Source organism: Streptomyces sp. 891-h (assembly GCF_022760275.1).
Lineage (GTDB): Bacteria > Actinomycetota > Actinomycetes > Streptomycetales > Streptomycetaceae > Streptomyces > Streptomyces spirodelae.
Window position 1 is genome coordinate 5,785,903 of record NZ_CP050693.1, and the last position, 26,127, is coordinate 5,812,029.

21 protein-coding genes are annotated in these 26,127 nt (G+C 72.6%); 9 read left to right on the plus strand and 12 right to left on the minus strand.

From position 1 onward, the window contains the following. The first annotated feature begins 453 nt into the window (after positions 1-453). Positions 454-1,746, plus strand: coding sequence for a Cmx/CmrA family chloramphenicol efflux MFS transporter (locus tag HC362_RS25385; protein WP_243086462.1), 1,293 nt, complete (start codon positions 454-456; stop codon positions 1,744-1,746). Here the strand turns inward: HC362_RS25385 and HC362_RS25390 are convergent. The 10 genes from HC362_RS25390 to HC362_RS25435 all read right to left on the minus strand — a co-directional run bounded on the left by HC362_RS25390 (position 1,694) and on the right by HC362_RS25435 (position 12,235). Then, positions 1,694-2,446, minus strand: a complete 753-nt coding sequence (locus HC362_RS25390) for a maleylpyruvate isomerase family mycothiol-dependent enzyme (protein WP_243086463.1) — start codon at positions 2,444-2,446, stop codon at positions 1,694-1,696. The two genes, HC362_RS25385 and HC362_RS25390, sit on opposite strands and share 53 nt — an antisense overlap. 89 nt (positions 2,447-2,535) lie before the next feature. Beyond that, positions 2,536-3,537 carry a proline racemase family protein gene (locus HC362_RS25395; RefSeq protein WP_243086464.1) on the minus strand — a complete coding sequence of 334 codons (1,002 nt, stop codon included), beginning with the start codon at positions 3,535-3,537 and terminating at the stop codon, positions 2,536-2,538. Beyond that, positions 3,537-4,478 (minus strand): dihydrodipicolinate synthase family protein, encoded by a 942-nt coding sequence (locus HC362_RS25400; protein WP_243086465.1) that lies wholly within the window; start codon positions 4,476-4,478, stop codon positions 3,537-3,539. The genes HC362_RS25395 and HC362_RS25400 overlap by 1 nt, the downstream gene beginning before the upstream one ends. Continuing rightward, entirely contained in the window at positions 4,475-6,073 is a 1,599-nt protein-coding gene (locus tag HC362_RS25405; protein ID WP_243086466.1) for an FAD-dependent oxidoreductase, read from the minus strand. The genes HC362_RS25400 and HC362_RS25405 overlap by 4 nt, the downstream gene beginning before the upstream one ends. After that, positions 6,070-6,498, minus strand: coding sequence for a 2Fe-2S iron-sulfur cluster-binding protein (locus HC362_RS25410; RefSeq protein ID WP_243086467.1), 429 nt, complete (start codon positions 6,496-6,498; stop codon positions 6,070-6,072). The genes HC362_RS25405 and HC362_RS25410 overlap by 4 nt, the downstream gene beginning before the upstream one ends. Continuing rightward, positions 6,495-7,811 carry an FAD-binding oxidoreductase gene (locus HC362_RS25415; RefSeq protein WP_243086468.1) on the minus strand — a complete coding sequence of 439 codons (1,317 nt, stop codon included), beginning with the start codon at positions 7,809-7,811 and terminating at the stop codon, positions 6,495-6,497. The genes HC362_RS25410 and HC362_RS25415 overlap by 4 nt, the downstream gene beginning before the upstream one ends. A 187-nt stretch (positions 7,812-7,998) precedes the next feature. Then, complete coding sequence (locus tag HC362_RS25420; RefSeq protein ID WP_243086469.1) at positions 7,999-8,619, minus strand: XRE family transcriptional regulator; 621 nt, start codon at positions 8,617-8,619, stop codon at positions 7,999-8,001. A gap of 97 nt (positions 8,620-8,716) precedes the next feature. Further along, positions 8,717-10,903 carry an ABC transporter permease gene (locus HC362_RS25425; RefSeq protein ID WP_347568483.1) on the minus strand — a complete coding sequence of 729 codons (2,187 nt, stop codon included), beginning with the start codon at positions 10,901-10,903 and terminating at the stop codon, positions 8,717-8,719. A 17-nt stretch (positions 10,904-10,920) separates the two neighbouring features. Next, positions 10,921-11,703 (minus strand): molybdate ABC transporter substrate-binding protein, encoded by a 783-nt coding sequence (modA, locus tag HC362_RS25430; RefSeq protein WP_243086471.1) that lies wholly within the window; start codon positions 11,701-11,703, stop codon positions 10,921-10,923. A gap of 136 nt (positions 11,704-11,839) precedes the next feature. Then, a complete protein-coding gene (locus HC362_RS25435) occupies positions 11,840-12,235 on the minus strand; it encodes a helix-turn-helix transcriptional regulator (protein WP_243086472.1) in 396 nt (131 codons plus the stop codon). Between the two features lie 209 nt (positions 12,236-12,444). On the opposite strand from HC362_RS25435, the gene HC362_RS25440 reads away from it, so the two are divergent. After that, positions 12,445-13,254, plus strand: coding sequence for an SAM-dependent methyltransferase (locus HC362_RS25440; protein ID WP_243086473.1), 810 nt, complete (start codon positions 12,445-12,447; stop codon positions 13,252-13,254). Positions 13,255-13,282: 28 nt separating this feature from the next. Here HC362_RS25440 and HC362_RS25445 read toward each other — a convergent pair whose 3' ends face one another. Both HC362_RS25445 and HC362_RS25450 read right to left on the minus strand, forming a co-directional pair. Further along, a complete protein-coding gene (locus tag HC362_RS25445) occupies positions 13,283-13,957 on the minus strand; it encodes a response regulator transcription factor (RefSeq protein WP_243086474.1) in 675 nt (224 codons plus the stop codon). Then, positions 13,927-15,102, minus strand: a complete 1,176-nt coding sequence (locus HC362_RS25450) for a sensor histidine kinase (RefSeq protein WP_243086475.1) — start codon at positions 15,100-15,102, stop codon at positions 13,927-13,929. Before HC362_RS25450 ends, HC362_RS25445 begins: the two co-directional genes overlap by 31 nt. Positions 15,103-15,212: 110 nt before the next feature. Between HC362_RS25450 and HC362_RS25455 the strand changes: the two genes are divergently transcribed. From HC362_RS25455 to HC362_RS25485, 7 genes are all read left to right on the plus strand, one after another. Then, positions 15,213-16,085: an ABC transporter ATP-binding protein gene (locus HC362_RS25455; protein WP_243086476.1), complete on the plus strand. Its 873-nt coding sequence runs from the start codon at positions 15,213-15,215 to the stop codon at positions 16,083-16,085. Continuing rightward, the gene (locus HC362_RS25460) at positions 16,082-18,499 is read left to right on the plus strand and encodes an ABC transporter permease (RefSeq protein WP_243086477.1); all 2,418 of its coding nucleotides are present in this window, start codon (positions 16,082-16,084) and stop codon (positions 18,497-18,499) included. Before HC362_RS25455 ends, HC362_RS25460 begins: the two co-directional genes overlap by 4 nt. Positions 18,500-18,857: 358 nt before the next feature. Beyond that, the gene (locus tag HC362_RS25465) at positions 18,858-19,844 is read left to right on the plus strand and encodes a pentapeptide repeat-containing protein (RefSeq protein ID WP_347568485.1); all 987 of its coding nucleotides are present in this window, start codon (positions 18,858-18,860) and stop codon (positions 19,842-19,844) included. Between the two features lie 118 nt (positions 19,845-19,962). Next, positions 19,963-21,396, plus strand: coding sequence for a tetratricopeptide repeat protein (locus HC362_RS25470; protein WP_243088815.1), 1,434 nt, complete (start codon positions 19,963-19,965; stop codon positions 21,394-21,396). 164 nt (positions 21,397-21,560) lie between these two features. Next, positions 21,561-22,550 carry a thiopeptide-type bacteriocin biosynthesis protein gene (locus HC362_RS25475; protein WP_243086478.1) on the plus strand — a complete coding sequence of 330 codons (990 nt, stop codon included), beginning with the start codon at positions 21,561-21,563 and terminating at the stop codon, positions 22,548-22,550. Positions 22,551-22,938: 388 nt separating this feature from the next. Further along, a complete protein-coding gene (locus tag HC362_RS25480) occupies positions 22,939-25,779 on the plus strand; it encodes a lantibiotic dehydratase (protein WP_243086479.1) in 2,841 nt (946 codons plus the stop codon). Positions 25,780-25,837: 58 nt separating this feature from the next. After that, a complete protein-coding gene (locus HC362_RS25485) occupies positions 25,838-26,062 on the plus strand; it encodes a hypothetical protein (RefSeq protein WP_243086480.1) in 225 nt (74 codons plus the stop codon). Positions 26,063-26,127: the final 65 nt, after the last annotated feature.

Here is a 26,127-nt window from a genome sequence, read left to right on the forward strand (position 1 = left end):
CTCGTCTCTCGTCTCTCGTCTCTTGTCCTTGTTGTGAAGGAGCGTCATCGGCGTCATCGGCCGGTGAGGGACCGTAACCGGTGGCGAACTCTGTACTCGGCAGGGAAGGCGGTAACCGGCCGGAGGCCGTAATTGCTTGGACCCCGGCGGCTCGGCCCGGTTACAGTGCCCGGATGTCCAGCCCCGAGGCATCCAGACTCTAGCCACCGGCCGCCCGGTGGCTGTTTCGCGCTCACTGCCCCTTCCGGGGGCTCTTTCCCGCCTGCGCCGATCGCCATCGAAGCGCCGTGCCACGGGCCGTTCGCGGTAGTGCTGCCGCGCGCCCGGCTGGACGGATTCTCCGCCTGACGTATGCCCCGCAACTTCCCGTTGGGGCCCTCGGGCCTGCCCCGTCGCCGTGCGCTGCTCGCGCGCCTGCCGCTGTCCTTTCCGAGTAGGATTGCGGAGTTTTTGATGCCATTTGTGCTGTACGTCCTCGCGCTGGCGGTGTTCGCGCAGGGGACGTCGGAGTTCATGCTGTCCGGGCTCGTCCCGGACCTCGCCGCGGAGCTGGGGGTGTCCGTCTCGGCAGCCGGGTCGCTGACCTCGGCGTTCGCCGTGGGGATGATCGTGGGAGCGCCGCTGATGGCGGTACTGAGCCGGCGCTGGAACAGACGGCGGGCGCTGCTGGGGTTCCTGTGTGCGTTTGTGCTGGTGCACGCGGTGGGCGCGGTGACCACGAGTTTCACGGTGCTGGTCGCCACGCGCGTGGCGGGCGCGCTGGCCAACGCCGGGTTCCTCGCCGTCGCGCTGACCGCCGCCGCCGGAATGGTGCCGCCCGACGCCAAGGGGCGGGCCACCTCCGTGCTGCTGGGCGGGGTCACCCTCGCCTGTGTGGCCGGGGTGCCCGCCGGGGCCCTGCTGGGACAGGCGTGGGGCTGGCGCTCGGCGTTCTGGGCGGTGGCACTGGTGTCGCTGCCGGCCCTCCTCGCCCTCCTCCGATCGCTGCCCGGCCCGCAGGACGCGCGGGCGCGAGCGCGGGCGCAGGCACGACGACAGCACCCGCGGGAGCAGGCGCGGCACACCGACCCGGAACCGGTCGGCGTACGCGGCGAGTTGAGTGCGCTGCGCGCACCCCGGCTGCTGGTGACGCTCCTGCTGGGCGCCCTGGTCAACGGCGCCACCTTCTGCACGTTCACCTACCTCGCCCCGCTGATCACGGACGTCGCGGGCTTCCCCGACGGCTGGGTGCCGGTGCTGCTGGCACTGTTCGGCCTCGGCTCCTTCCTCGGCGTCACGGCGGCGGGCCGGGTGGCGGACAGCCACCCGCTGCGGCTGCTGACCGTGGGTGGCAGCGCGCTGCTCGGCGGCTGGGTGCTCTTCGCGCTGACGGCGGACAACCAGATCGCGGCCGTCCTGTTGGTCCTCGTCCAGGGCACCCTGTCCTTCGCCGTCGGGTCGACACTGATCTCCCAGGCCCTGTACGCGGCGACCGGCGCGCCGACCCTGTCCGGCGGATACGCGACGGCCGCACTCAACGTCGGTGCCGCGCTGGGGCCGTGGGCCGGTGGCGTCGCCCTCAGCGCGGGGCTCGGCTACCGCGCCCCGCTGTGGGTGAGCGCGCTGCTGGTGGCACTCGCCCTGGCGGTGGGCGGGACGGCACGGGCCGTCGCAGCGCGCCGCGCCGCCCGCCGGACACCTGCCACAGCCATGGTCACGGGTGGAACACCTCCCGCCACCGGTGTGCCACCGTCGCGTCGCCGGTGAGAGTCAGCTCCGTCAGCGGCAGCCGGTTCCACAGCACGAGATAGAGAGCGCCGGCCGTCCCCTCGTACCCGCAGTCGGGGGCGGCCGGCGGCTCGGCGGCGGGCTCGGCCCGCGCCGGGTCACCGAGGAAGACGGTCCAGGCCGCGCCGGGCACATCCGTGGCCCTGATGTGCACCGTACGGGGCTCGGCGGCGAAGCCCTCCGGGGTGCCCCGGCGCGGGTAGAAGCCGCGCAGCAATTCGTCGACACCGTCGGCGGCGAACGCGGGATCCGGCGGCGAGAGCGGGCCACCCAGCGCCAGCTCGGCGTCCACCCGGTGCACCGCCGTCTCGTGCGCCTGCCGCCGGGCCCAGAAGGCGAGTGGTGAGGGTGCGGATATGAACGTCCAGGCGGACAGGTCCTCGGGCGCCGACTCCAGCGCCTCGACCAGCAGCCCGTGCCCCTCCCGCAGCCAGGGACCGAGTTCCTTGTCGGGCAGCTGTGCCACCCCGGGGCGCTCAGGGGGCCTGACCGGCTCCTTGCGGGCCTCCCGTACGAACTCGGCCGCCCAGCGGTGCACCGTGCCGAGGTGGGTGCCCAGGTCGCGTACGGTCCAGCCGGGGCAGGAGGGCACGGGCGCGGCGGCATCGCACTGTTCGACGGCGTCGGCGAAGAGGCCGCCTTCACGGCGCAGGGCATCGATGAACTCGGAGATCTCCATGACAGGGAGCCTACGGTGCAGGTGGCGCCCCTCCCAGCGCAATTCGGCGGCCACCCAGACACCACGGCCGGCGGCGCCAGAGAACGGAGTCAGAGGGTGAAGCCGTGCGGGAACGGGTCCCGGGGATCGAGCAGATAGGTGGCCATGCCGGTGATCCAGGCGCGCCCGGAGAACTCGGGCACCACCGCCGGCAACCCGCCCACCTCGCTGGCCTCCAGCAGCCGGCCGGTGAACCGGGTGCCGATGAACGACTCGTTGACGAACTCCGTACGCAGCGGCAGTTCGCCGCGCGCGTGCAGCTGTGCCATCCGGGCGCAGGTGCCGGTGCCGCAGGGCGAGCGGTCGAACCAGCCGGGGTGGATCGCCATGGCGTTGCGCGAGTGCCGCCCGTCCGAGCCCGGGGCCAGGAACTGCACATGCTTGCAGCCTCCGATGGCCGGATCGGCCGGGTGGACGGGCCGGTTCCGCTCGTTGACGGCATCCATGATCGCGAGTCCGGCGGCGAGGATGTCGTCCTTGCGGGCCCGGTCGAACGGCAGCCCCAGCTGGTTCAGTTCGACGATCGCGTAGAAGTTGCCGCCGTACGCCATGTCGTAGCCGACCTTGCCCAGACCCGGGACCTCGACGCTGGCACCGAGCTCCAGCGCGAACGCGTCCACGTTCCGCAGCGTGACCTTTTCAGCCAGCCCGTCCCGTACGGTGACCCGGGCCTCCACCAGGCCTGCCGGGGTGTCCAGCCGTACCGTGGTCTCCGGCTCGGTCACCTCCACCATGCCCGTCTCCACCAGCACGGTCGCCACCCCGACAGTGCCGTGCCCGCACATCGGCAGGAACCCGCTCACCTCGACGTAGATCACACCCCAGTCGGCGTCAGGGCGGGTCGGCGGCTGCAGGAGGGCCCCGCTCATCGCCGGGTGCCCGCGCGGCTCGTCCACCAGGAACCTGCGCAGCTCGTCCAGGTGCTCGACGGCGTGGCGGCGGCGCTCGGCCATCGTTTCGCCGGGGATCGGCGGCACGCCCCCGGTGACCACCCGGGTCGGCATGCCCTCGGTGTGCGAGTCGACGGCGCTGAGCGAGCGGACCGAGCGCATCAGGCGGCCCTCCGCTCCGCGAGGGCGGAGATCGCCCGCGCCATATCGGCCTCGACCTGCTCCCGCATCGCCGGAGTCAGCGGCCCGCGTGGCGGTCGGCAGGGGCCGCCGAACCGGCCGACCTGCTCCATACCGAGCTTGATCGCCTGTACGAACTCGGTGCGCGAGTCCCAGCGGAAGGCCGCCACCAGCGGCTCGTACAGCGCCCGCGCCTCGGCAGTCTTCCCCGCAGTCGCCAGCTTGAACAGGAGTGCCGACTCGGCGGGGAAGACGTTGGGGAACCCGGCGAACCAGCCGGTCGCGCCCATCAGCAGACTCTCCAGCACCACATCGTCGGCGCCGCTGATGACCTCCAGACCGCTTCCGGCGGTCCGCTCCTTGATCTCCAGCACCCGGCGCACATCGCCCGAGAACTCCTTGACGGCCACGACATTGTCGATCTGCGCGATCTCCGCGAGCAGGTCCGGCGTCAGATCGACCTTGGTGTCCAGCGGGTTGTTGTAGACCATCACCGGAAGACCGACGGAGGCGACGGCGGTGAAGTGCGCCAGTATCTCGCCCCTGTTGGCGCGGTACATCGTCGGCGGCAGACACAGCACCCCGTCCGCGCCGTCCTCGGCCGCCGCCTCGGCCCAGTGCCGTGCCTGGTGCGAGCCGACCCCGTGCACGCCGACGACGACCGTGCCCGCGTCGCCCACCGCCTCGATCGCCGTACGGGCCACGGCGCGGCGCTCGTCGTCCGTCAGCGACGAGTACTCGCCCAGCGAGCCGTTGGGTCCCACCCCGTCGCAGCCGCTGTCCACCAGCCAGCGGCAGTGCTCGGCGTAGCGGTCGTAGTCCACGGCCAGGCCCGCGGGCGCGGAGGGATCCTCGCGGTACGGGAGCGCTGTCGCCACCACCACGCCGCCGAGGCCGGGGGCGGCCTGATTGCTCTCGCTCATGAATCGCTCTCCTGTTCGCTGTTGGCGCGGGTCTGTTCGCCTTCGGTCAGATGTTGTTCGTCGTCGGTGAGGGCCGTGGCGGGGGACGCCAGTTCGCCCAGCCGGATCGGCTGGGCGATCGGCCTGCGGTGCGGGGTGGCGGCGGGCAGGCCCTCGGCGGGCCGCTCGGCCGGTCCGGCTGCGGCCCGGTCCGCGAGCCGGTCGCGGAGTTCGGTGACGGTCGGGCCACAGATCCGGGCCTGGCACGGCCCGAGCCCGGCCCGGGTGCCGAGCTTGGTGACGCGCGGCGCCGAGTCCGCCGCACTGTCGAACGCCTCGCACAGCGCCCGGTAATCGGTCTCCTCGCAGCGGCAGACGACCGTGTCCGGGCGCAGCCAGCCCGGCCATCCAGCGCCGACGGGGTGCGCCCGGGCGAGTCGCCGCGCGAAGGCACGCCCCTGGTCCCGGCTGCGCCGCAGTACCCGCAGCGGCCGTACGGAAGGGTCGCCTCCGGCAGCGGTCCAGCCCGCGACGGCGCCCTCGGCGCGCGCGGCCGGAGCCCCGGCGATCCCGGTGATCTCCCCGGCGGCGAAGACGCCCGGCACACTGGTGCGCTGCTCGTCGTCGACGGCGACGAACTCCCCGCTGCCACCGCGGCCGGGCTGTTCGCCGCGCAGCGCGCATCCCGCCGCCACCGGAAGTTCCAGCTGAGGGCTGAAGCCGTGGCCGACGCACAGCGCGTCCACCGCGACGGTGCGCTCCGTCCCCGGTACCACCGACCAGTCCGGGCGCAGCCGCGCGGTGACGATCTCCTCCACCCGACCCGCACCCCGCGCCTCGACGACGGCGCAGCCCAGCTGGTAGGGCACCCGGTGGCGCGCCAACGCGGCTGCGCAGTCCTTGAGTTCGGCTGCCTTGCCCAGCTGCGAGGCCAGCTCCCACGGGCGGCCGCTCCAGCCACGGGCCACGGTGCCGGGGGTGCCGGCCTCCAGCACCTCCCGTACCCCGGAACCCGCCTCCAGCAGCGAGGCCGCAACCGGCAGCAGGAACGGACCGCTGCCCGCCACCACCACGCTGTCTCCGACGACCACCCGCTCGCCTTTCGCCAGCGCCTGAGCGGCTCCCGCGGAGTAGACGCCCGGCAACTGCCAGCCGGGGAAGGGGAGCACCCGGTCGTGCGCCCCGGTCGCCAGCACCAGCGCGTCCGCGTCCAGCGTGCGCCGCGTACGGCCGGAGCCGTCCACCGGTCCGCCGCAGAGCAGATGCAGCCGCGGCGGAGCTTCGACGGAGCGCTTCCGGGCCCGGTCGGGACGCTCGGCACCCTTTCCGTGCTGGTCGGGGTGCTCCAGGGCCCAGACGGAAGTCTCCGGGAGCCAGGTGCAGCGCTGGTGCGTCAGCACTTGACGGCGGCGCTGCTCGAACGCGGGCCAGCCGTGCTGGAGTTCACCGGGGTGCTCGGCGGCGTACGCCTCGGGCAGCATGCGGTGGTACTGGCCCCCGGGCTGCTCGGCGGAGTCGATCAGCGTCACCCGGGCGCCCGCCGCGAGCGCTGCGTGCGCGGCGGCCAGCCCGGCAGGCCCCGCGCCGACGACGGCGACATGGCGGTCGGCGGTCATTTCTCCCCCTCGGCCCGGGCTTCGGACCGGGAGCCGGAGCCGTGCCCGGGGTTGCGGGCGTGCCCGGGGTCGGGGTCGGAGTCGTGCCCGGATTCGGTGTCGGATTGGGGGCCAGTCGTACCGGGGTGGGCGCGTGACTGGGTGCGAACCACGTCGCCGTCCACCGCCCGGCGTCGGCAGGCCCGTACGTCCGGGTCCTCATTGACGGTCACCAGACAGTCGAAGCACACACCGATACCGCAGAACACCCCCCGTGCGGCGCCGGACGGGCCGGTGCGCCAGGCCGTCCGCCCGGAGGCGAGCAGCACACCGGCCAGCGTCTGCCCCTCGATACCGTCGGCCGGTTCGCCGTCGACGGTGATCCGCAGCGGCCGGTCCCGGCGCCCGGTGGAATCGCTTCCGGCGGGTACGAGTCTCGGGCTCATGTCCCCTCCTGGTTCTGCTCCGGCTCCTGCTCCTCGCCCTGGTGCGGCTCCCGGGGCCCGGTGGCCTGTTGCCGGGATCCGGTGTCCTGCTGTCGGGGTTCGGCCGTGGGGCGGGGTGCCCAGCCGTGCTCCGAGCCGGGTCCGAGCACGGCTGGGCGGTCCACCCGGAACGGATGGGTGTCGATCTCGGGCGGCTCGTCCAACACGAGATTCCGCAGCAGCCGCCCGGTGCCGACCGACAGCCCGATTCCGGCCCCTTCGTGACCGCTCGCGTGCCACAGCCCGGCCAGCCGGGGGTCCGGCCCGATGACCGGCAGATGGTCGGGTACGTACGGCCGGAATCCGCCGTACGCCCGCATCACCGGCACACCGGCCAGGGAGGGGAAGAGCCGCAGCGCCTTGGCGGCGACGGCCGACAGGACCTCAGGGCGCAGCCGGTCGTCGAAGCCGACCCGGCGCCGCGAGGAGCCGATCAGCACGCTGCCCGCCCGGGTGGACTCGACCACGGCGGAGGTCTGCAACTCCTCCTCGCTGCTGCCGACGGCGCCGACATAGTCCGCGTCGTAGACCTTGTGGAAGACCGTCGGCGGGAGCGGCGTCGTCACCAGGACGTCGCCTCGACGGGGTTCGACGGCGACGGGCGCGCCGAGCCGGGCGGCGAGCGCGCCGGACCAGGGGCCGGCCGCGTTGACGAACAGGTCGGCCTCCACCAGTCCGAGGGGCGTGCGGACACCGGTCAGCCGGCCGGCCCGGACGACCCCGGCCAGTACCTCCTCGCCGGTGCGCAGCGCGGCGCCGGCCGCCAGCGCGTCGGTCAGCAGCGCTGCGGCCGCACCGGCGGGCTGCACCTGGGCGTCCTCCGGGTAGTGGACGGCCGCGGTGTGCGCGGGGGTGACGAAGGGCTCCGCCGCGCGGAGGGCTTCCGTCGTCAGGGCCTCGGCCCGCACCTGGACCTCGCGCTGGGCGGCGGCGAACTCCGTGAGCCCGTGCGCCCCCTCCTCCGTGGTGGCGACGACGATGCCGCCCTTGGCGTGCCACTCGACGGCTTCGACGCGCCGCGCTGCGGTGGGGGAGCGGTCGGCGATCGCGGACAGCACCTCGGGCCAAAGGCGCCGGGAGAGCTGGGCGAGCCGGAGTTCGGGCCCGGGGGCCTTGTCGGAGAGCAGGACGTTGCCCTCGCCGTGCGAGGTGGTGGCCGCACCCGGGCCGCCGCGGTCGAGGACGGTCACTTCCAGTCCCGCCAGGGCCAGTTCGCGAGCGCAGGCCGCTCCGACGATACCGGCGCCGAGTACGACGACCCGCGTTCCGTTCATCGAACTCCCCTCGCGCCACTCGTTCGGTGAAGCGAACGTTGGGGACGCTATGCGAGGGCTTGGGGAGTGTCAATGGTTCCGCGCGGCGGGTGGTGCCGTGCGGTCGGCGGTTGCGGGCGGCCGACGGTGCGCACGGTTGACGGTTCCGGGCGGCCGGCTGTCCGGGCGGCCGGCTCCGGTGGGCCGTTCATTCACCGCAGGGGGCGCCCTCGCCGGGGACCTGGTGCGGAGAACCGGCGTCCAGCCGCTGGTCGGACCGGTACTGGAGGAGCAGGACCGAGCGCACGGTTCCCTCCGGGGCGGCATAGCTGTGCGGCAGCGTGGCGTCGAAACCCACGTAGTCCCCGGCCTCCAGCTCCACCTCGTGGCCGTCCACCGTCACTGCCAGCCGCCCGGCTTGCACAACGGTGTGCTCGATGCCCACATGGCCCAGTGAGTCGCGCCGCTCACCGGCCCTGACCTGCTGGTCGTACACCTCGAAGACCGCCTGCCCCGACTCGATCCGGCGCAGCGGGCGCAGGTCGATGCCCTCGCCGCTGAGCGCTTCGACGTCCCTGGCCCGCACCACACGTAGGCCCGTCGGCTGCTGGGCGTCCAGCAGGTCGGAGATCGGTACCTCCAGGACGCGCGAGAGGCTGAAGACCGTCTCGATGGTGGGGTTCCCCGCCCCGGACTCCAACTGGGACAGTGTCGCCTTGCCGATCTTCGAGCGACGGGACAGCTCGGAGATCGACAGCCCGCGCCGGGACCGCACCCGCTTCAGATTGAGTGCCAGCATCCCCCGGATCGACCCCTCAGGACCGCTCACGGCCCCTCCCTTCCCCGCGCGACGTCTCGTTCGATATAGCGAACGATGTGATGGTGTGCTGGCTCATTATCCCGAACGGTCCGAGCGGCACGGCTGCTCATCTCTCCACGAGGGTGATCTCCGTGGCCTTGACGCTGGTGAACACCTCGGCGCCGTCCGCCAGCCCGAGCTCGGCGGCGGCCTCCGTGGTGATCTCGGCGACCAGGTCCGGACCCTTCCCGTCCCGGGAGGTGACGAGTACCCGCAGTCGGCTCCCCACCGCCGCGATCTCCCGTATCGTTCCCGGCCACACGTTGCGCGGACTGCCGTGCGGGCGTTCGCGGTGGACGGCGACCGCCTCCGGAGCGATGACCGCCAGCACGGCGGTCCCCTCCGCCACCGGGTCGGCGACCACCAGACTGCCCCCGTCGTCGAGGACGAGTACGCCGTTCCCCGTCGTCCCGGCCCCGGCCCCGGCCTCGGCCCCGGTCCGGGTCCGGGTCCGGGTCCCCGTCCCCGTCGCCGTTCCCGCGAGCGCGTTGCGCCCGAGCATCCGCGCCACCCATGGGGAGCGGGGATGCCGGGTGACCTCGGCGGGCGGAGCGTCCTGCAGCGTCCGGCCGTCCTCCAGCACCAGAACCCGGTCGGCCAGCGAAACCGCCTCCACCGGGTCGTGCGTGACCAGCAGACACACACCGCCGAACCCGGAAAGATGGCCGCGCAGCGTGTGCCGTACCTGCGCGCGTGTCGTCTGGTCGAGCGCCGCCAGCGGCTCGTCGAGCAGCAGCAGCCGGGGCCGCACCGCCAGCGCCCGGGCCAGCGCCACTCGCCCGGCCTGGCCGCCGGAGAGCTGCCCTGGTCTGCGGTGGGCCAGGTGCCCGACTCCCAGCCGGGCCAGCCATTCCCCGGCCTGCCGGCGCGCCTCGGTACGGCCCACGCCCTGCGCGCGCAGCCCGTAAGCCGTGTTCGCCAGGGCGCTCAGATGGGGAAAGAGGGCGCCGTCCTGAGGGACCCACGCGACACCGCGCCGGTGCGGCGGCAGCGAGCCGACCTCCTCGTCACCGAGCAGCACTTCGGCGCGAGCGCGTGGGGTGAGGCCGAGAAGGGCGCGCAGCAGAGTCGTCTTACCCGCCCCGTTGGGGCCGACGACGGCCACCGTGGTGCCGGGCGCGACCTCCAGGGCGAGCTCGGTGGCCCCGGTGACACGGGCGTGCAGCGGCCATTTGTCGCCGGAGGTTGGGGCAGGGACGGGGGCGGGGGCGGTGAAGGAGCTGGCGATGTCCGCTCCGGGCGCGTCGGCGGGAGCTTTCGCGGGCACTTTCGCCGGAGCGGTTGGAGCGGTTGGAGCGGTTGGAGCGGTTGGAGCGGGTGTGGCGGTTGGAGCCGCCCGAGCCACCGGGGCGGCCGGAGCCACCGGAGCCACCGGGGCGGCCGAAGCGGCGGCTCCGGCGGCTTCTGCCGGTGGGACCGGCTCAGCGGCGCCGCTGGCCGGGGCCACCCGGTCCCGGGTGCGCCCGCTGCCCGTCCACCGGCCGCGCAGCCCGACCAGCACCGCCATGGCGATGACGAGCAGCAGCAGCGAGACCGATGTCGCCGCCTCCGGCTGGTCCTGGAGCAGCAGATACACCTGGAGCGGCAAGGTCTGGGTCGTGCCTGGCAGGTTTCCCGCAAAGGTGATCGTCGCCCCGAACTCGCCCAGTGCCCGGGCCCAGGTGAGCGCCGCGCCCGCTGCCAACCCGGGCGCGACCAGCGGCAACGTCACCGTCCAGAACACCCGAAGCGGCCCGGCGCCGAGCGAGGCCGCCGTCTCCTCGTAGGCGGGCCGCAGCCCGGCCAGCGTTCCCTCGAGGCTGATCACCAGGAACGGCATCGCCACGAACGTGGCCGCGACCACCGCGCCCGAGGTGTGGAAAGGCAGCACGATGCCGAAGGTGTCCTCCAGCCATGGCCCCAGCAGGCCCCGCCGCCCGAAGCCCAACAGCAGTGCCACGCCCCCCACGGTGGGCGGCAGCACCATCGGCAGCAGCACCAGGGAGCGCACCACCGCCTTGCCCGGAAAGCTCACCCGCGCCAGCAGCCAGGCCAGCGGCACACCGAGGACGAGCGAGAGCGCGAGTGCGCCGAAGGACACCAGCAGCGAGAGCTTCACCGACTCGGTGACACCCTCACTGCCCAGATGCGCGCCCAGCTCTCCCCACTCCGTACGCGCCAGGACACCGAGCAACGGCACCAGCAGAAACGCGATTGCGAGCAGAGCCGGCACCGCCAGCGCGAGCGGTGTACCGAGCCGGGTGCGGTTCCTCACAGTGCGGTACCGACGCGTCATGGGTGCTGGAAACCGGCCTTGCGCAGCAACTTCTGCGCCTTCGGGCTGCTGAGCCACTTCACGAACGAGGCTGCCTCCTGCTGATGCGCGGACTGCTTGAGGGTGGCAGCCGGATAGGAGGCGACGGCATTCTGATCGTCCGGGATCTTCACGGCGTCGACCTTGTCGGGCACCGTGGCGGCGTCGGTCTTGTACACGAGACCCGCATCCGCCTCGCCCAGCTCCACCTTGCTGAGCACCGCTCGTACGTTCGGCTCCTGCGAGACAGGCTTGACCTTCAGCTTCCGGGCTTCCAGCACCTGCTTGCCGTAGCGCCCGACCGGCACCTGTGGAGCGGCCAGCACCACCTTGAGCTCGCTGTCGGTCAGGTCCTCCAGCCCGTCGACATGCTTCGGGTTGCCCTTGCCGACGGCGATCACCAGCCGGTTCTTGGCTATGACGGTCGGCTTGCCCGTCTCTGCCTTGAGGCCGTCCATGGTCTTGGTGTCCGCCGTGGCGACCACATCAGCGGGCACCCCCTGTTCCACCTGTGCGGCCACCGCTTGCGACCCGGCGAAGGAGAACTTCACCTTCGTCTCCGGGTGATCCTTCTCGTACGCCTTGCCCGCCGCCTGGAAGACATCGGTGAGGGAAGCGGCCCCGAGCACGGTCAGCTCGGTCTTTCCCCCCTTGCCCGCACTGCCCCCACCGTCACTTCCACAAGCGGCCAGCGGCACGAGAACGGCAACGGCCGCAAGCGCGGCAAGCCCCCGGCGAGCGGTCAGAAGGTGCGTTGACATGGGGCGAAACTCCTGAGCAGAGACGAGAGGCAGGGCGGAACATGGGCGGTGCGGAACGAGCAGGGGCAGGATGTGCGAGACGGGACGGAAGGTGGGCGACTCAGACGGGGGGCCGCACCCGAGTCCGGTCAATGGCTCATGTTCGATCGATATGGACGTTTGTCGACTTCACTCGGGCTGTGGCCTGCATCCCGACCTCCAGCCCCAGCTCCTCCACGGCCTCCCGGGTCAGCAGCGAGACCAGCCGGTGCGGACCCGCCTGAATCTCCACCTGCGCTGCAACATCGCCGAGCTTGACCGCCGTGACGATGCCGGGGAACGCGTTGCGCGCCGAGGTGTAGGAGGTCTCCTCGTCGTCGGCGGCGTGCTGACCGAGCTCGACCGAGAAGGCGGCCAGAGCCCGCCCGTCGATCAGTCGGCGCCCGCTCTCATCGCGGTGGGTGGCGACCCGGCCGGCGTCGGCCCAACGCCTGGCCGTGTCCGGACTGACGCCGAGCAACCGCGCGGCCTGCCCGATGGTGTACGACTGCATGTGCGACAACGTATGAGGTATAACCTCGCATCTGCAACGCTCTACCGCTCCTTCTATAGCATCTGCCAGGGCGACCTGGAGGAAGCGCCAAGCTGCCCCTCTCCCCCACGCGGGGCCGTACGCGGCGCTGCACTGCCTGAGCAGCGACCACGCCGCCTAAACTCGGCCCCCAGTTCCTGGGCGCGGCTTCGAGTGGAGAGGGCACCAATGTGAGCGAGCGCAGCGATCCCCCAGGGGAGACGCCCCCGGTCGCCCACGTCGCACACAACGCCAGGGTGTGGAACTACTGGCTCGGCGGCAAGGACTACTACGACATCGACCAGCAGGTCGGCGACCACGTCACCAGCATGTTCCCCAGCATCCGCGAGGTCGCCCGCGCGGATCGCACATTCCTCGGCCACGCGGTGCGGTTCCTGGCGGGCGAGGCCGGAGTCCGGCAGTTCCTCGACATCGGCACCGGGCTGCCCACCGTCGAGAACACCCATCAGGTGGCCCAGCGGGTGGCCCCCACCTCGCGGATCGTCTACGTCGACAACGACCCAACCGTCCTGGCCCACGCCCGAGCCCTCCTCGCCGGCTCCCCGGAGGGGGAGACGGACTACATCGACGCAGACGCCCACCAGCCCCAAGCCATCCTCGACGCCGCCGCCGACACCCTCGACTTCACCGAGCCCGTCGCCGTCATACTGCTCGGCATCCTCAACTTCATCGCCGATACGGGCGAGGCGACCGAGATCGTGGAAACCCTGATGGCGGCCGCGCCCTCCGGCAGCTATCTGGTACTCACCCACCCCACTCTCGAACTCGGCGGCGACGGCAACATCGAGGCGATGCGCTTCTGGAACGAGAACGCCGCCCCGCCCATCACCGCCCGCACCGGCGCCGAGGTCGCCCGCTTCTTCCGAGGGCTGGAACTGCTGGAGCCCGGCATCGTCTCCTGCGCCCGCTGGCGGCCGGGATACGAGGCGGAGGAGGAGAAGACAGTGGCCCAGTTCGGCGCCGTGGCCCGCAAGCCCTGACCTCCTCTCCCTCTCCGCTTCCATTTCCTCATGAGTCCTCCCCTCGCAGGTACGTCAGCACGGCGACCACCCGGCGATTGACGTCCGGATTGTCAGCCGGTAGGTCCAGCTTGAGCAGGATCCCCGCGATGTGCTTGGCGACGGCCGCCTCCGTCACCACCAGACGCCGGGCGATGGCGGTGTTGGAATGCCCCTCCGCCATCAACGCCAGCACCTCCCGTTCCCGGGGGGTGAGCCGTTCCAGCGGCCCGCGGCGACGGGCGAGGAGCTGACCCACCACATGCGGGTCCACCACCGTGGTGCCCCTGGCGACGCGATCGAGGGCATCCATGAACTCCCCGACATCACCCACCCGTTCCTTGAGCAGATACCCCATGCCCGCCCGCTTCCCGCCGTGCTCCATCAACTCCTCGGCGAAGGTCTGCTCCACGTACTGGCTCAGCACCAGCACCGCGAGCTCCGGCTGCTCCGACTGCAGGGAACGCGCCGCACGCAGGCCCTCGTCGGTGAAGTCCGGCGGCATCCGCACATCCGCCACCACCAGTTCGGGCCGGTGCTCCCGTACCGCCGCGAGCAGTGAGTCCCCGTCGCCCACCGCCGCCACCACGGAGTGGCCGAAACGCTGGAGCAGTTGAACCATCCCCTCGCGCAGCAGCACCCCGTCCTCAGCGATCACGATCCGGAGAGGACGCTCGGCCTGCATGGGATCTCCGCTCTCACCCGAGTGGGTCCACCCTGTGGGCTGGACAGGAACATTCTTCCGTCGGCCGCGGCGACCCGGTCGGCCAGCCCTGTGAGGCCCGAGCCTGCCTCGATATCGGCACCGCCGACGCCGTCGTCCATCACCTCCATATGCAACACCCCCTCCTTCACTCGCGCCCTCACCCGGCAGTGCTCCGCCCCGCTGTGCTTCGCCGCGTTGGTCAGCGCCTCGGACGTCACGAAGAACGCGGTGGTCTCCGCTGTCTCCGACAGACGGCCCGGCAGTTCGATGTCCAGGTCAACAGGTATGGGAGAGCGGCCCGCTATGTCCCGTACCGCCGCGTGCAGGCCCCGTTCGCTGAGGACCTGGGGGTGCACGTTGTGGATCAACTCCCGCAATTCGGCCAGAGCCTCCTTCGCCAGTGCATGCGCCTCGCCGACCTCTTTGGCGGCGACGCTGCCCGCCGGCACTTCCAAGGCGGCCAGCCCCAGCCGCACGTTGAGCGCCACCAGCCGCTGCTGCGCCCCGTCGTGCAGGTCGCGTTCGATGCGGCGGCGCTCGGTCTCGAAAGCGTCCACCAGCCGGGCCCGGGAGCGGACCACCTCACGCAGCTCCCCCTCCACAGGCGCCAGCACCGAGCGTGTGACCGCGCCCCGGACGCCCGCCCAGGCGCCTATCGGATAGGTCGCCACGATCAGCAGCGCCGCCCCGGCTATCGGACCGGCGACCTTCTCCCAGCTCGTCGCCGTCGGCTGGAGCGGAGAGAGCAGCAGCACCCCGGGGATACCGAGCGAGACCAGCGCCACTGCCAGGTCGGCCCACGCCACCGCCAGAACCGAGACCGCGCCGTACCCGTACGACCTACGGTCCGCTGGCGGGAGTGGAGACTCGGGCTCCACCAGGCCGAGACGCCACCGCTCCAGCGGGCCGGCCAGCGCGGCACCGAAGGCTATGGCCAGCACCGAGCACAGCACGCCCGCCACTCTTCCGATCGGCGCGGCCAGCGCGGCCGCGACGGTCAGATACACTACGGCCGCCAGCCCGCCGCCGGACAGCAGATAGGCCAGCGAACGCCATGGCCAGGCAGTGAGTGGAAACCGCAACGGCGCCCGACCGAGAGATTCCAGGACGGTTCGAGAGATCACGGAACGACCGTAGCCGGGCGGCATGGGCCCGGGCAGTAGTGCCAGGTGTAGTCCTGATACTCGCCCAGGCACTGCTGCGATGGAGGCTCCCCGCGGCGTTCCCTTGAGCCATGACCACGGAACAGACCACATCGTCGGCCACCGGCCCGGTGGACCGGGCACTTGCCGGGCGTACCCAGACGCAGACGCCGGTAGAACTGCGCGCGGTGGAGAAGCGGTACGGAGAAGGGGAAAGGGCCGTCACCGCCCTGCGCGGCGTCACCCTCAGCTTCGAGAGCGGCACGATGACCGCTGTCATGGGCCCGTCCGGCTCGGGCAAGTCCACGTTGCTGCACTGCGCGGCCGGTATAGAGCGGCCGACCCGGGGAAACGTGCTGATCGACGGCGTGGAGCTGGGCGCCCTGGACGAGAATGCGTTGACGGTGCTCCGCCGCGAGCGAATCGGCTTCGTCTTCCAGTCCTTCAACCTCGTCTCCGCGCTGACAGCTGCCCAGAACGTCGAACTGCCCTTGCGGCTGGCCGGTCGTCGTGCCGCGCCGGGAGAAGTGGCCGCCGCTCTGAGACGGTTCGGCCTCGGCGAGCGGACCGGACACCGGCCCGGTGAGCTGTCGGGTGGCCAGCAGCAGCGGGTCGCGCTGGCCCGGGCGGTCATCACCCGGCCGGCAGTGCTGTTCGCCGACGAACCGACCGGCGCGCTGGACACCCTCACCTCACAAGGTGTCCTTCGACTGCTGCGCCAACTGGTCGACGAGCACGGGCAGACGATCGTCATGGTCACCCACGATCCCGCGGCCGCCTCGTACGCGGACCGGGTGGTGCTGCTCGCTGATGGCAGGCCTGCAAGCGAACTGCCCGGTCGAGAGGGGCCGGAGGCGATCGCGGCACGCATGGCCGCGCTGGAGACGTCCACGATCGGGAGCGCCACGTCTCCCCAAGCCGCCTCCGGGCCGGTTGACGAGGGGCGAGGGGCGGTGCGGCCGTGATCAGCCTTGCGACCGTGCGCAGCCGCTGGCCGGCGTTCTTCGGATCGTTCGTCGCTGTGGCGCTCGGCGTCGCCGTCGTGACGATGAGCGCACTGATGCTGTTGTCCGGCGGCACCGGCGTACCCGAACGGCTGGCCGGAGCACCAGTGGTGGTGCGGGCGCCGACGGGGGAACAGGTGGGTGGCCAGTTCGCGGAACCGCCACCCTGGGCGCCGGGGCGCGCCGCGGAACTGAGAGACCAGTTGGCGCGGCTTCCCGGGGTGCGCGCCGCTGTCGCCGACCGCTCCTTCTACGCGCAACTGTCCGGTACCGAGCAGAAGAAAGGGGAACGACAAGGGCACGGCTGGTCCTCGGTGGCCCTCGCTTCATACGGCCTGCACGAGGGGCGGGCGCCCGCAAGACATGACGACCTCGCTCTCGACCGGGCCTATGGGCACCGGCCCGGAGACCGGGTCACCGTGCTCACGGCCGACGGTCCTCACCGCTTCACCGTCTCCGGCACACTGGACGGGCCCGGCTTCTACACCACCGATGAGCGTGCGGCAGAACTCGCAGGCGGGATACGTGTCATCGGACTCAGCCTCGAGCGCGGCTCCTCCGTCGGCCAGGTGGCGTCCGCCGCCGAGCGGGCGGTGACGGGCACGGGCGGCGGAGGAGAGGTCCTCACCGGAGCGGCCCGTGACTCCCTGGCTCCGCAGCAGGACGAGATGACGCGGTGGATCGGCGCGCAGGTGCTCACCGCCATGGCCGCGCTCTCGGCTTTTGTGACCGTCTTCATCGTCTCCTCCACATTCGCGTTCACCGTGGCGCAGCGGCGTCGTGAGTTCGGGCTGCTGCGGACCATCGGCGCCACACCGAAACAGGTGCGTCGCACGGTGTGTGCCGAGGCGACGACCGTGGGGGCGCTCGGCGCCGCCCTGGGGGCGGCGTTGGGGCTGGCGCTCGCGCCCTCGGTGGCCGGGGTGCTGGTGGACGCGGGTCTGCAGCCGGAGGGCTTCGTGGTGCGGTCCCGCTGGTGGATACCGTGCGCCGCGCTCGCCCTGGGCACCGCTGTCGCCCTGGCGGGGGCGTGGACGGCCTCCCGGCGCGCGGCGCGGGTGACACCGCTTGAGGCGATGCGGGAGGCGGCGGTCGATGAGCGGCCCATGACCCGCCGACGCTGGGCGGCCGGGCTGGTGGTGACCGCGGTCGGGCTGGGCTGCGCTGTCGGCACGGCCTTTGCCGACAGCGACACCATGGTGCTGCTCGGGCTGGGCACGGCCACAGGACTGACGGCCGGGCTCACGCTGCTCATCCCGGCGCTGGTGCGGCCTGTCGTCGGAGCGCTCACCCGTCCCCTGGCCCGCCGTCCGGGAGCCACGCCGTTGCTCGTACGCGAGAACATGCGGACAGCGGTGCGCCGCACCTCTGCCACGGTCGCCCCCGTGCTGGCCACCGTTGCCTTCGCCGTGCTCATCACCAGCACGGTGCAGACGACGCAGACCGCGGACACCGACCGCCAGGCGGCCACTGTGCAGGCGCGATCCGCACTGGCCCCGGAGGACACTCCCGGCCTCAGCGGCGCCGCGACGGGGAGAGCCGGTCTGACGCGGAACGCGATGCTGTCCACCACGGTCTACGAGGGGCGCGGGAAGTCGGCGTTGAGAGCGGTGGGGGTCGGAGCGGGCTTCGCACAGCTGTACAGCCACCCTGCGCCACGGGCGGGCAGTGTGGTGGTGACGCAGTCGGTCGCCGCTGCGCATGGGTGGCGGCCGGGGCGGAGCGCGACGGTGATCTTCGAGGACGGTCGTAAGGAGCGGCTGCGGGTGACGGCGGTGCTGGGCGATGAGGAGGTGCCGTACCAACTGGTTCTCCCACAAGCGGTGGTACGGGCGCACGATCCGTCGGCTCTCGCGGATGTCGCCTACCGCACGGACGGGAAGGAGTTGCCGCAGCTCGGCAGTGTGCTGGGGGCGCGGGAGGTCTCGGTGGCGAGCTATGTCTCGTCGGCCGACGAGGAGGAGCGGCTGGTATGGATCTTCACGCTGATGCTGGTGGCGATGACGGCTGGATACACCGCGATAGCGGTGGCCTCCACTCTGCTGACGGCAACCGCTGACCGGGCCCGGGATTTGCGGATCCTGCGGCTCTCGGGGGCCACGTGCCGTCAGGCGGTGCGGGCGGTCGCCGGGGAGGCGGTCTGTGCGGTCGCTCTGGGGGCCGCGCTGGGGATGGTAGTGGTCGTGCCTGCGCTGCTGGGGATGGTCCATGGGCTGAGGGAAAGCCTGGGCGTACCGGTGGAGGCAGCCGTCGCCTGGCCGTGGGTGGCGGGTGCCGTGGGCGGCTGCCTGGTCCTGGGACTGGTGGCCAGCGTCGTTCCGGCCTACACCCTGCTGCGGGGGCCGGCCGGGAGACCGGAGGCGCGTATGGCATAGCTCCCTAGCGCCTCCCCTCCCCCGATGGACCGCCCGCCAAGGATCTCCGCCCCGGTCGGGAGCGTGCGGCCGGTAGGAGCCCTCCCGAGGCGGGAGGCCAGGGCTGGCGGGCAGACAGGACAGGCGGTGCGGGCCGGGCCGGGGAGGCGGGTCGGGCCGACGGTTGCCGGGAAGCCGGAGCGTGCAGGAACCGGGGCGAGGGCGGATGGGGGCGAGGGCGGATGGGGGCGAGGGCGGATGGGGGAGAGGGCGGATGGGGGAGAGGCAATGGCGGAGGGGCAGAAGAGAGTGGTGAGTTCGGGTACGGGCGTGGGAGCGGAAGAGCGGGGGCGGTTTCGGGGCGGGTTAGGTTGGGTGGGTGAGTGAGACGAGAGGGCGGGGGAGTGCGGAGCGGCTGCGGGCCGACTGCGGGAACTGTGCGGGGCTGTGCTGTGTGGCTCTGCCGTTCACGGCCTCCGCGGACTTCCCCGTCGACAAGCCGGCTGGGAAGCGGTGCGGGAATCTGACCGCCGACAATCGGTGCTCGATCCACGCGAGGTTGCGGGAGAGCGGCTACACGGGATGCTCGGTCTTCGACTGCTTCGGGGCCGGTCAGCGGGTGACAGCGAGGGACGGGTTGACGCCGGGGCCGGAGATGTTCGCCGTCTTCCAGGTGACCAGACAACTGCACGAACTGCTGTGGCTGCTGGCGGAGGCCGATGCCACCGGACATGGCGGGGAGGCTCGCGCCCTGAGTGGTCAGATCGATGCGCTGGTCGACAGCGATGCCGATGTGCTGCGCGGCGTGGATGTGGCCGAGTGGAGGGCGCGGGTGGGGCCCTTGTTGGAGGGGGTCAGCGAGCGGGTGCGGCGGGGTCTTGGCGGGCGCGATCTGCGGCGTGCCGATCTGATGGGCGCACGGCTGCGAGGGGAGCGGTTGCGGGGGGCCACGTTGCGGGGAGCGTTGCTGATCGCGGCTGATCTGCGGGGTGCCGATCTGCGCCAGGCGGATCTGCTCGGAGCGGACCTGCGGGATGCGGATCTGCGGGGAGCCGACCTGTCGGGCTCGCTCTTTGTGACCCAGCCGCAGCTGAACGCCGCTCATGGTGATGCGACCACCACTGTTCCCGACACGCTGAGCCGCCCCGCTCACTGGCTGACCGGGGCCTCGTCCGGGCAGCATGAGGCGGCGCGGCAGGCGCGGGGTGAGCCGCGTGGGAAGGCCGCCCCGGTCGGCGGTGGCGGCGGCGTCGGTGGGAGGAGCGGCAATGAGCAGCGCACCGGGCGTGGAGGACGCGGCAAACGGAACGGGGGCGGTGCGGGCGCCCGTAAGGACACCGGCCGACGGGGGCGGCGCAGCCCATGAGACCGCCTCCCGAGCCCATGAGACCGCCTCCGGCGGTGGGGCCGCGTCGAGCCGAGAGGCGGCGACGGGGGCCGCGCGAGGTGCGGGACGTCGGCGGCGGGACCGGCACGGGCTGGAGATGAGCGGGCTCGGTGGCGACGAGGGGGGTGCGGAGGCGGCGGCGTGGTATGAGAGCGCGGTCGACTCGATGCTCTTCTTCCGGTGCGATGTGGCCGAGTCGTTGGGTGCGATGCGGCGGGTGGCGCCGGGGGCGCCGCTGGGGCAGGCGTTCGCGGTGTACCTGGGTCTGCTGGGTACCGAGCGGGCTCAGGCGGTGGCGGCCGGCGAGGAGTTCGCGCGTTTCCGGACAGAGGCGGATCACTCCGCGTTCACCGAGCGCGAGCGGGCGCATCTGTGCGCCGCGTCCGTCTGGCTGGGCGGTGACATCGAGCGGGCCGGTGCATTGCTGCGCGAGATCAATGTCGGCTGGCCGCGCGACACCCTGGCGCTGGTCGTCGGGCACCAGATCGACTTCTTCACGGGGAACGCCGACTCGCTGCGCGACCGGATCGCCGGGGCGTTGACGGCCTGGGACGAGGACGATCCGCATTACGGGCCGCTGCTGGGGATGTTCGGCTTCGGCTTGGAGGAGTCGGGCGACTATGCGCGTGCCGAAGAGGTCGCCCGGGCAGCGGTTGAGCGGCAGCCGTGCGACGTATGGGGCATTCACGCGGTGGTGCACACCCTGGAGATGCGGGGCAGGTTCGCGGACGGTATCCGCTACCTCGACGCGCGCACTCGGGACTGGGGCGCCAACAACATGATGGCGGTGCACAACTGGTGGCACTACGGCCTCTACGCGCTGGAAGCCGGGGACACGGGCCGGGTGCTGGAGATCTACGACGCGACCCTCGACCCCGCTTCGTCCTCCGGCCTGGCCCTCGAACTGCTGGACGCGGCCGCACTGCTGTGGCGGCTGTATCTGGACGGTGAGGAGGCCCTGCGGGTGGTCGGGGACCGCTGGGAACCGCTCGCCGATGCCTGGGCGGCGCGCGACGACGGCCCGCACTATGCGTTCAACGACACGCACGCCGTGATGGCCTACCTCGGTGCCGGACGGGTGCGCGAGGCGGAGGCGCTGGTGGCCGACCGGGCGGAGTGGGCTGCGCGCCCGCACCCCGGCGTCACCAACCACATCATGACGGCGGAGATCGGGCTGCCCGTCTGCCGGGCGCTGATCGCTTTCGCTCAAGGGCGGTACGGGGAGACGGTCGATCTGCTGTTGCCGTTGCGCGGGCGGCTGCAGACCTTCGGCGGCAGCCATGCGCAGCGCGACGCGGTGCAGCGCACGCTGGTGGAGGCGGCGCTGCGCGCTCGACGGTACGAGTTGGCCCGTACGTTGCTGAGTGAGCGGCTGAGCCTGCGTCCCACCAGTCCGTACAACTGGCTCACGCACGCTCGCCTCGCCGACGAGCTGGGGCAGGCGGCCCTCGCAGCCACCGCCCGCGAGAAGGCCACAGCACTCGCCGCCCCCGGTAAGAGCGCACTGGACGGCGCCCGCGCCCCCTTGTGAACCTGCTCTCCGCCCGGTGCTCGGGGGGGCCTCCGATTGTGCACCGGCGCACAACTGCCGGTTGTATGAAGAATCCAGGTCGGTTGTTGGGCGAACGAATGACGGGCAAGCCCTCTTCATGACGTGATTGCGGGCAGCGTAATCACCGGCGAAAGGGGCGTGAATTGCCCGAGGGTTGGTATTTGCTGCGCCCGCCGTATGCCCGGCCCGCCGTCGCGGAGCGGTTGCGGGAGATGCGGTCGCGTGGCCGGGCGGCCCTGGCGGCGGGCGTAGCCGCGGGACTCGCCGCCGCGCGGGATGCACGGACGGAGACGCCCTGGGCCCAGGTCAATCTGGTGGTGGAGCAGGAGGAGCGGGCACGCGCGGGCTTCTGCGCCGAACTGGGCGTCGTGGCCCGGGAATTCCTCGGAGCCGACCGGGCGCGGAATTTCTTCTTCATGCACAAGAACCCCGGAATGCGGGTGCGTTTTCAGGCGTCCGGCCCGGACGGCGACACCGAGTTGCGCGCCGAGTTGCTGCGCCGGTTCGCGCGGTGCGAGGGGGCGCGGATGCGGCCGGTGTGTGTGGTGTACGAGCCCGAGCACTACCTTTTCGGGGGTCCGGCGTCGATGCCGTACGTGCACGACCTGTTCACCCTCGATTCCTTCGCCTGGCTGGACCACCATGTGCACCACCCGGGCCGTGATGGCCAGTTGCTGGGGTGGCGCTTCTCGCTGATGCTGCTGCGGGAACTGTTCGCCGGGCTGGGCATCGTCGGCTGGGAGCACCGTGGGGTGTGGCACGCCATGCGCCGGGAGGCCGGACGGGGCCTCAGGGGCGCGACGGCGAAGATCGACCCGGCGGCACGGGAGCAGGCGGCCGCGGGCATCGTCGCGTACTGGCGTACACCTCGCGAAGAGGCCCTGCGCGCCTTCCCCGAGGAGCGCCGCACCGCCCTGACCCGGCACGCCGAGGCGGTCCACCAGGCGGCCGTCCGCTGGCGGAAGGGATATTTCGAGGGGGGAGAGGCGACCGTCGGCCCGCGCACGGCCGCCGCCTTCTTCACCGTCTTCCACTGGAACCGGGGACGGCTGTCCTGGGCCCGTCAGAGCCTGCTGACCGACGCGCTGGCAGCCGAGGGAGGTCTCCCGCGTGCGGCCACCACGCAGTCTTGAGGCTGAGGCCGTCCCCAGGCGCGAACGGGAGCGCGAGCCCGAGCGCGGCCGTGGCCGCGGCCCGTCGTTCGGGGGCCCTCCTGAAGCCCCGCGCTCGGGGGGAACCACCGCGCTGTCACCCGGCTCCACGGTGCCGCACGACACCACGGCGTCCATGGGCTCCCAACCGTCGCCCGGCCCCTGGACGTCGCACGGCTCCCAACCGTCGCGCGGTCCCCGAACGCCGCCCGGCTCCCAAGCGTCGCTCGGCTCCCAAGCGTCGCTCGGCCACCCGACATCGCCCGGCCCCCGGGCGCCGCTCGGCTCCCGAACGGCCCTCGGTTCCATGGCTCTGCTGCGGGTAGCGGGGGCCCCGGCCGAGAGCTGGTGCGGGGTGGGGAGCCCGGCGGTGTTCCGGCGGGCGGACGAGCTGGCCGGGCGGCAGGCGCGGCTCGCCGCGCGGGCCCGGGAGGCGAGCGTACGGCTCGGCGACGAGATCGTGCCGGACGAGCGGTTGACGGCCCCGGACCGGCGGGCCGTGCTCGCTCTGCGGCGCCGACTGCACGCCGGGGACGTTCCGGACGGCTCAGTGACGAGCACGGTCGTCGCGGCCGTCGCAGCACTCGATCCGCCCCTCGCACGGGAGTTGCGTGAGCTCGGTGACGACGGCTCGGCACTTCGCGCGTCGCACGAGGAGTTCGGTCGCCAGGTCGCCGCCGAGCGGGAGCGGGTGAGCGCGGCGCTGCTGGAGCTGGCCCGTACGGAACCCGCGTTCCGTGGCTTCGTCGCGGACGCCGCGCCGCGTGTGGTGCCGGAGCTGGCAAGGCGTGCCGCGGCGGGTGAGTCCTGGTACGCCAAGCGGCAGCGCAAGGGTGTCGGCTACCTGTGGCGCGCACTGGGACGGGCCGCCGCGAAGACAACTCCGCGCGGCTGGGCCGGGCAACTGGCCGCGCTTCCCGTGTCCGACGCGCCGGACGACGGGGAGTTCCCGCCTGGCGACGCGCGCGCCTTGCCGGGCGACGGTGGCCCCTTGCCGGGCGATGGTGGCCCCTTGCCGGGAGACGGCGGCCCCTCGCCGGGTGACGGCGGCCCCTTGACGGGAGGTGGCAGCGGCCAAGTGCCGGGCGACTGCGGGCGCCTGTTGCCGACGCCGGGGCTGGTCCTGGGTGATGTCGCAGCGCGGCGCACCGAGAACGTGCATCTGCTCTGGTCACGGCTGCGCGGGCTGGATCTGACCTGCGCGGGGCCTCAAGTGCTGCTCGCCCCCGTTCCGCTGCACTGTGCGACAGGTGAAGCCGGGGCGGGCGATCTGCACTTCTACGTCGTCGATCCGGGCCCCGCGGGCGGCGGGCGGCTGCGGCGGCTCACCCTGCGCCGGACTCGGGCCCTGGAAGCCGTACTGGACCTCGTCGGGCCGACGCCCCGCACCTTGGGTGCTCTGGAGGCGAGTCTCGGGCCTCCGTCGGCCGGCCCGGTGCTGCGAGCGTTCCTCGCACACCTGCACAGCCTCGGTGTCCTGCAGATATGCGCCGCACCTGAGGCCCGCCGGCTCTCCTGGACCGCGGAAATACCCAAGTGCACCTTCCCGCTCGCCGCCGACGAAGCGCCAGCCGGTTCCTTCCTCGACTCCTACCGGAAGCCGGCTCCTCCACCGGCCCCGCCACCTGCGGCCTGCGCCAAGGATGTGCGTCTGTCGGCCGGGAGCCAGGGCGTGCGCGCTGTGGCCGAGGGGCTGAGGCTGGCGCGGCGGGTCGCGGCGCTGTGCGCGGCGGACGGGGAAGGACGGAGCGGCGGCCGAGAGGAGTTGGCCCAGGCGGCCTCCCTCGGTACGGAACCCGTATCCGTCGTACGGCTGCTGGACGCGCACCACCGGGAGTACGGGTCCGCCGCGGCCGCTGAGCTGGTGCCGCGGTCCCGTCACGAGGGGTGGCGGCCGGTGCGGACGCCGGGCTCCGGGTACGCACGGCTGGTCGCGTACATCGGTGCGCGGCTCGACGAGGAGTGCGTCGATCTCGACGCGGCGCTGCTGGACGAGTTGGACGCCCCTCCAGTACCCGAGCTGCTCGACGCCTGGCCCGTCGACTGCTTGTTGCGGCCGCTGCCACCGGATCCGCCGCCCGACCGTGCCGGCTTCGGGCCGCAGGCCGTACTGGAGTCGGCGTCGCCCGCCGGAGTGCTGGACGCGCGCTTCGCCGAAGCGCTGGACGAGTTGTACGCGGGGGCCGGTCACGGTGGCGGTGGCGGTGAGGGAGACGGTCGCTACGGCGGATATCCGAACCCGGCCGTCTACCGCGACTTCCTCGCCGCCTTCGAGCGCCGGGCGGGGGTGCGGTTCGTCGAGCTCCTGGTTCCGCCGCTGGCCGAGGTGGCGGCCAATGCCGTACGCCGTCCGGTCAGCACGAGCTGGTGCACAGGCGATGGCAACACACCGCTCTATTACGGACCTGCCCGCGAGCGCGACTCCCTTCCCGGCGCCCGGCGCGGCGCACCCCCGTCCGCGCCCCCGTCCGCACCCCCGTCCACGCCTCTCCCGCCCGTCCGGCATCTGCCTCTCGACCGGATCACCCTGCGAGCCGTGGCCACCGCCGAAGGCCGCGGCCTCGTCGCGGAGGCCGACGGCGTACGGGTCCTCCCCGTGTACCACGCCACCCGTGCCCCCGCGCCGCCGTACGACCGGCTGCTGCGGCTGCTGACCTCCGCCGGGCACCCGGCCACCACCCAGATGGCGCGGCTGGACGGGCTCGCCGGGGCGTTTCCCGAGGCAGTACGCGTGCCACGGCTGACGGTCGGCGGGCTGCTCGTCGTCAGCCCCGCGCAGTGGCGGGTGCCACGCGCCGCGCTCTGGCGGCCCACGGACCCCGAACCGGCCAAGGTGGCGGCGCTGGCGGCGCTGCGCCGGTCAGCGGGGCTGCCCCGGTTCGGGTATGTGCGCGCCGGCCCGGGCGCCAAGCCGCTGCCCGTCGACCTCGCCGCGCTGCCCGCGCTCCAGGCGCTGGAGCGGCTGCGTCAGGCCGAACCGGGCACGGACCTGGTGTTCGAGGAGGCGCTGCCCGCTCCGGACGCGCCGCAGCCCCTGGCCTCGGGCCGGCAGTCGGGCGTGGCGGCCCAGCTACTGCTGCGCCTGCCCTGTGACCGTTCGGCCGAGGAGCTGGCAGAACGCGCGTACGCCGCTTGGTGCGGCACTCACAGCCTCTCCGCACCGCACCCGCCGGACGGTTGCGCGGCGCCGGGGCGGACGCCCCAACCGTAGTGAAAAGAACGAGAAGAACGAACGAAACGAGAAGAAAGAAGAGGAAATGGAGGGAACCATGCCCACCACGACCGAAGCCGTTGAAACCATCCGGACCACCGACGCCACCGACGCCGCCGACGCCGCCGACGCCGCCGAAGTGGCCGACCTCGACCTCGACGCTCTCATCGCCGAGCTCGACACCCGGATCAGCACTGACGAGTTGCCCGAGGGCCGGATGCACTCGGAGGCGTGCAGCGGCCTGTGCACCGTAGTGATCTGCAACAGCGTGGTCGTCTGCTGAACCGGCCGCCGATCCTTCGGCCGAGCGAGCCGTCCGTTCACCGGTCGGGCGGCTCGCTCGGCCGC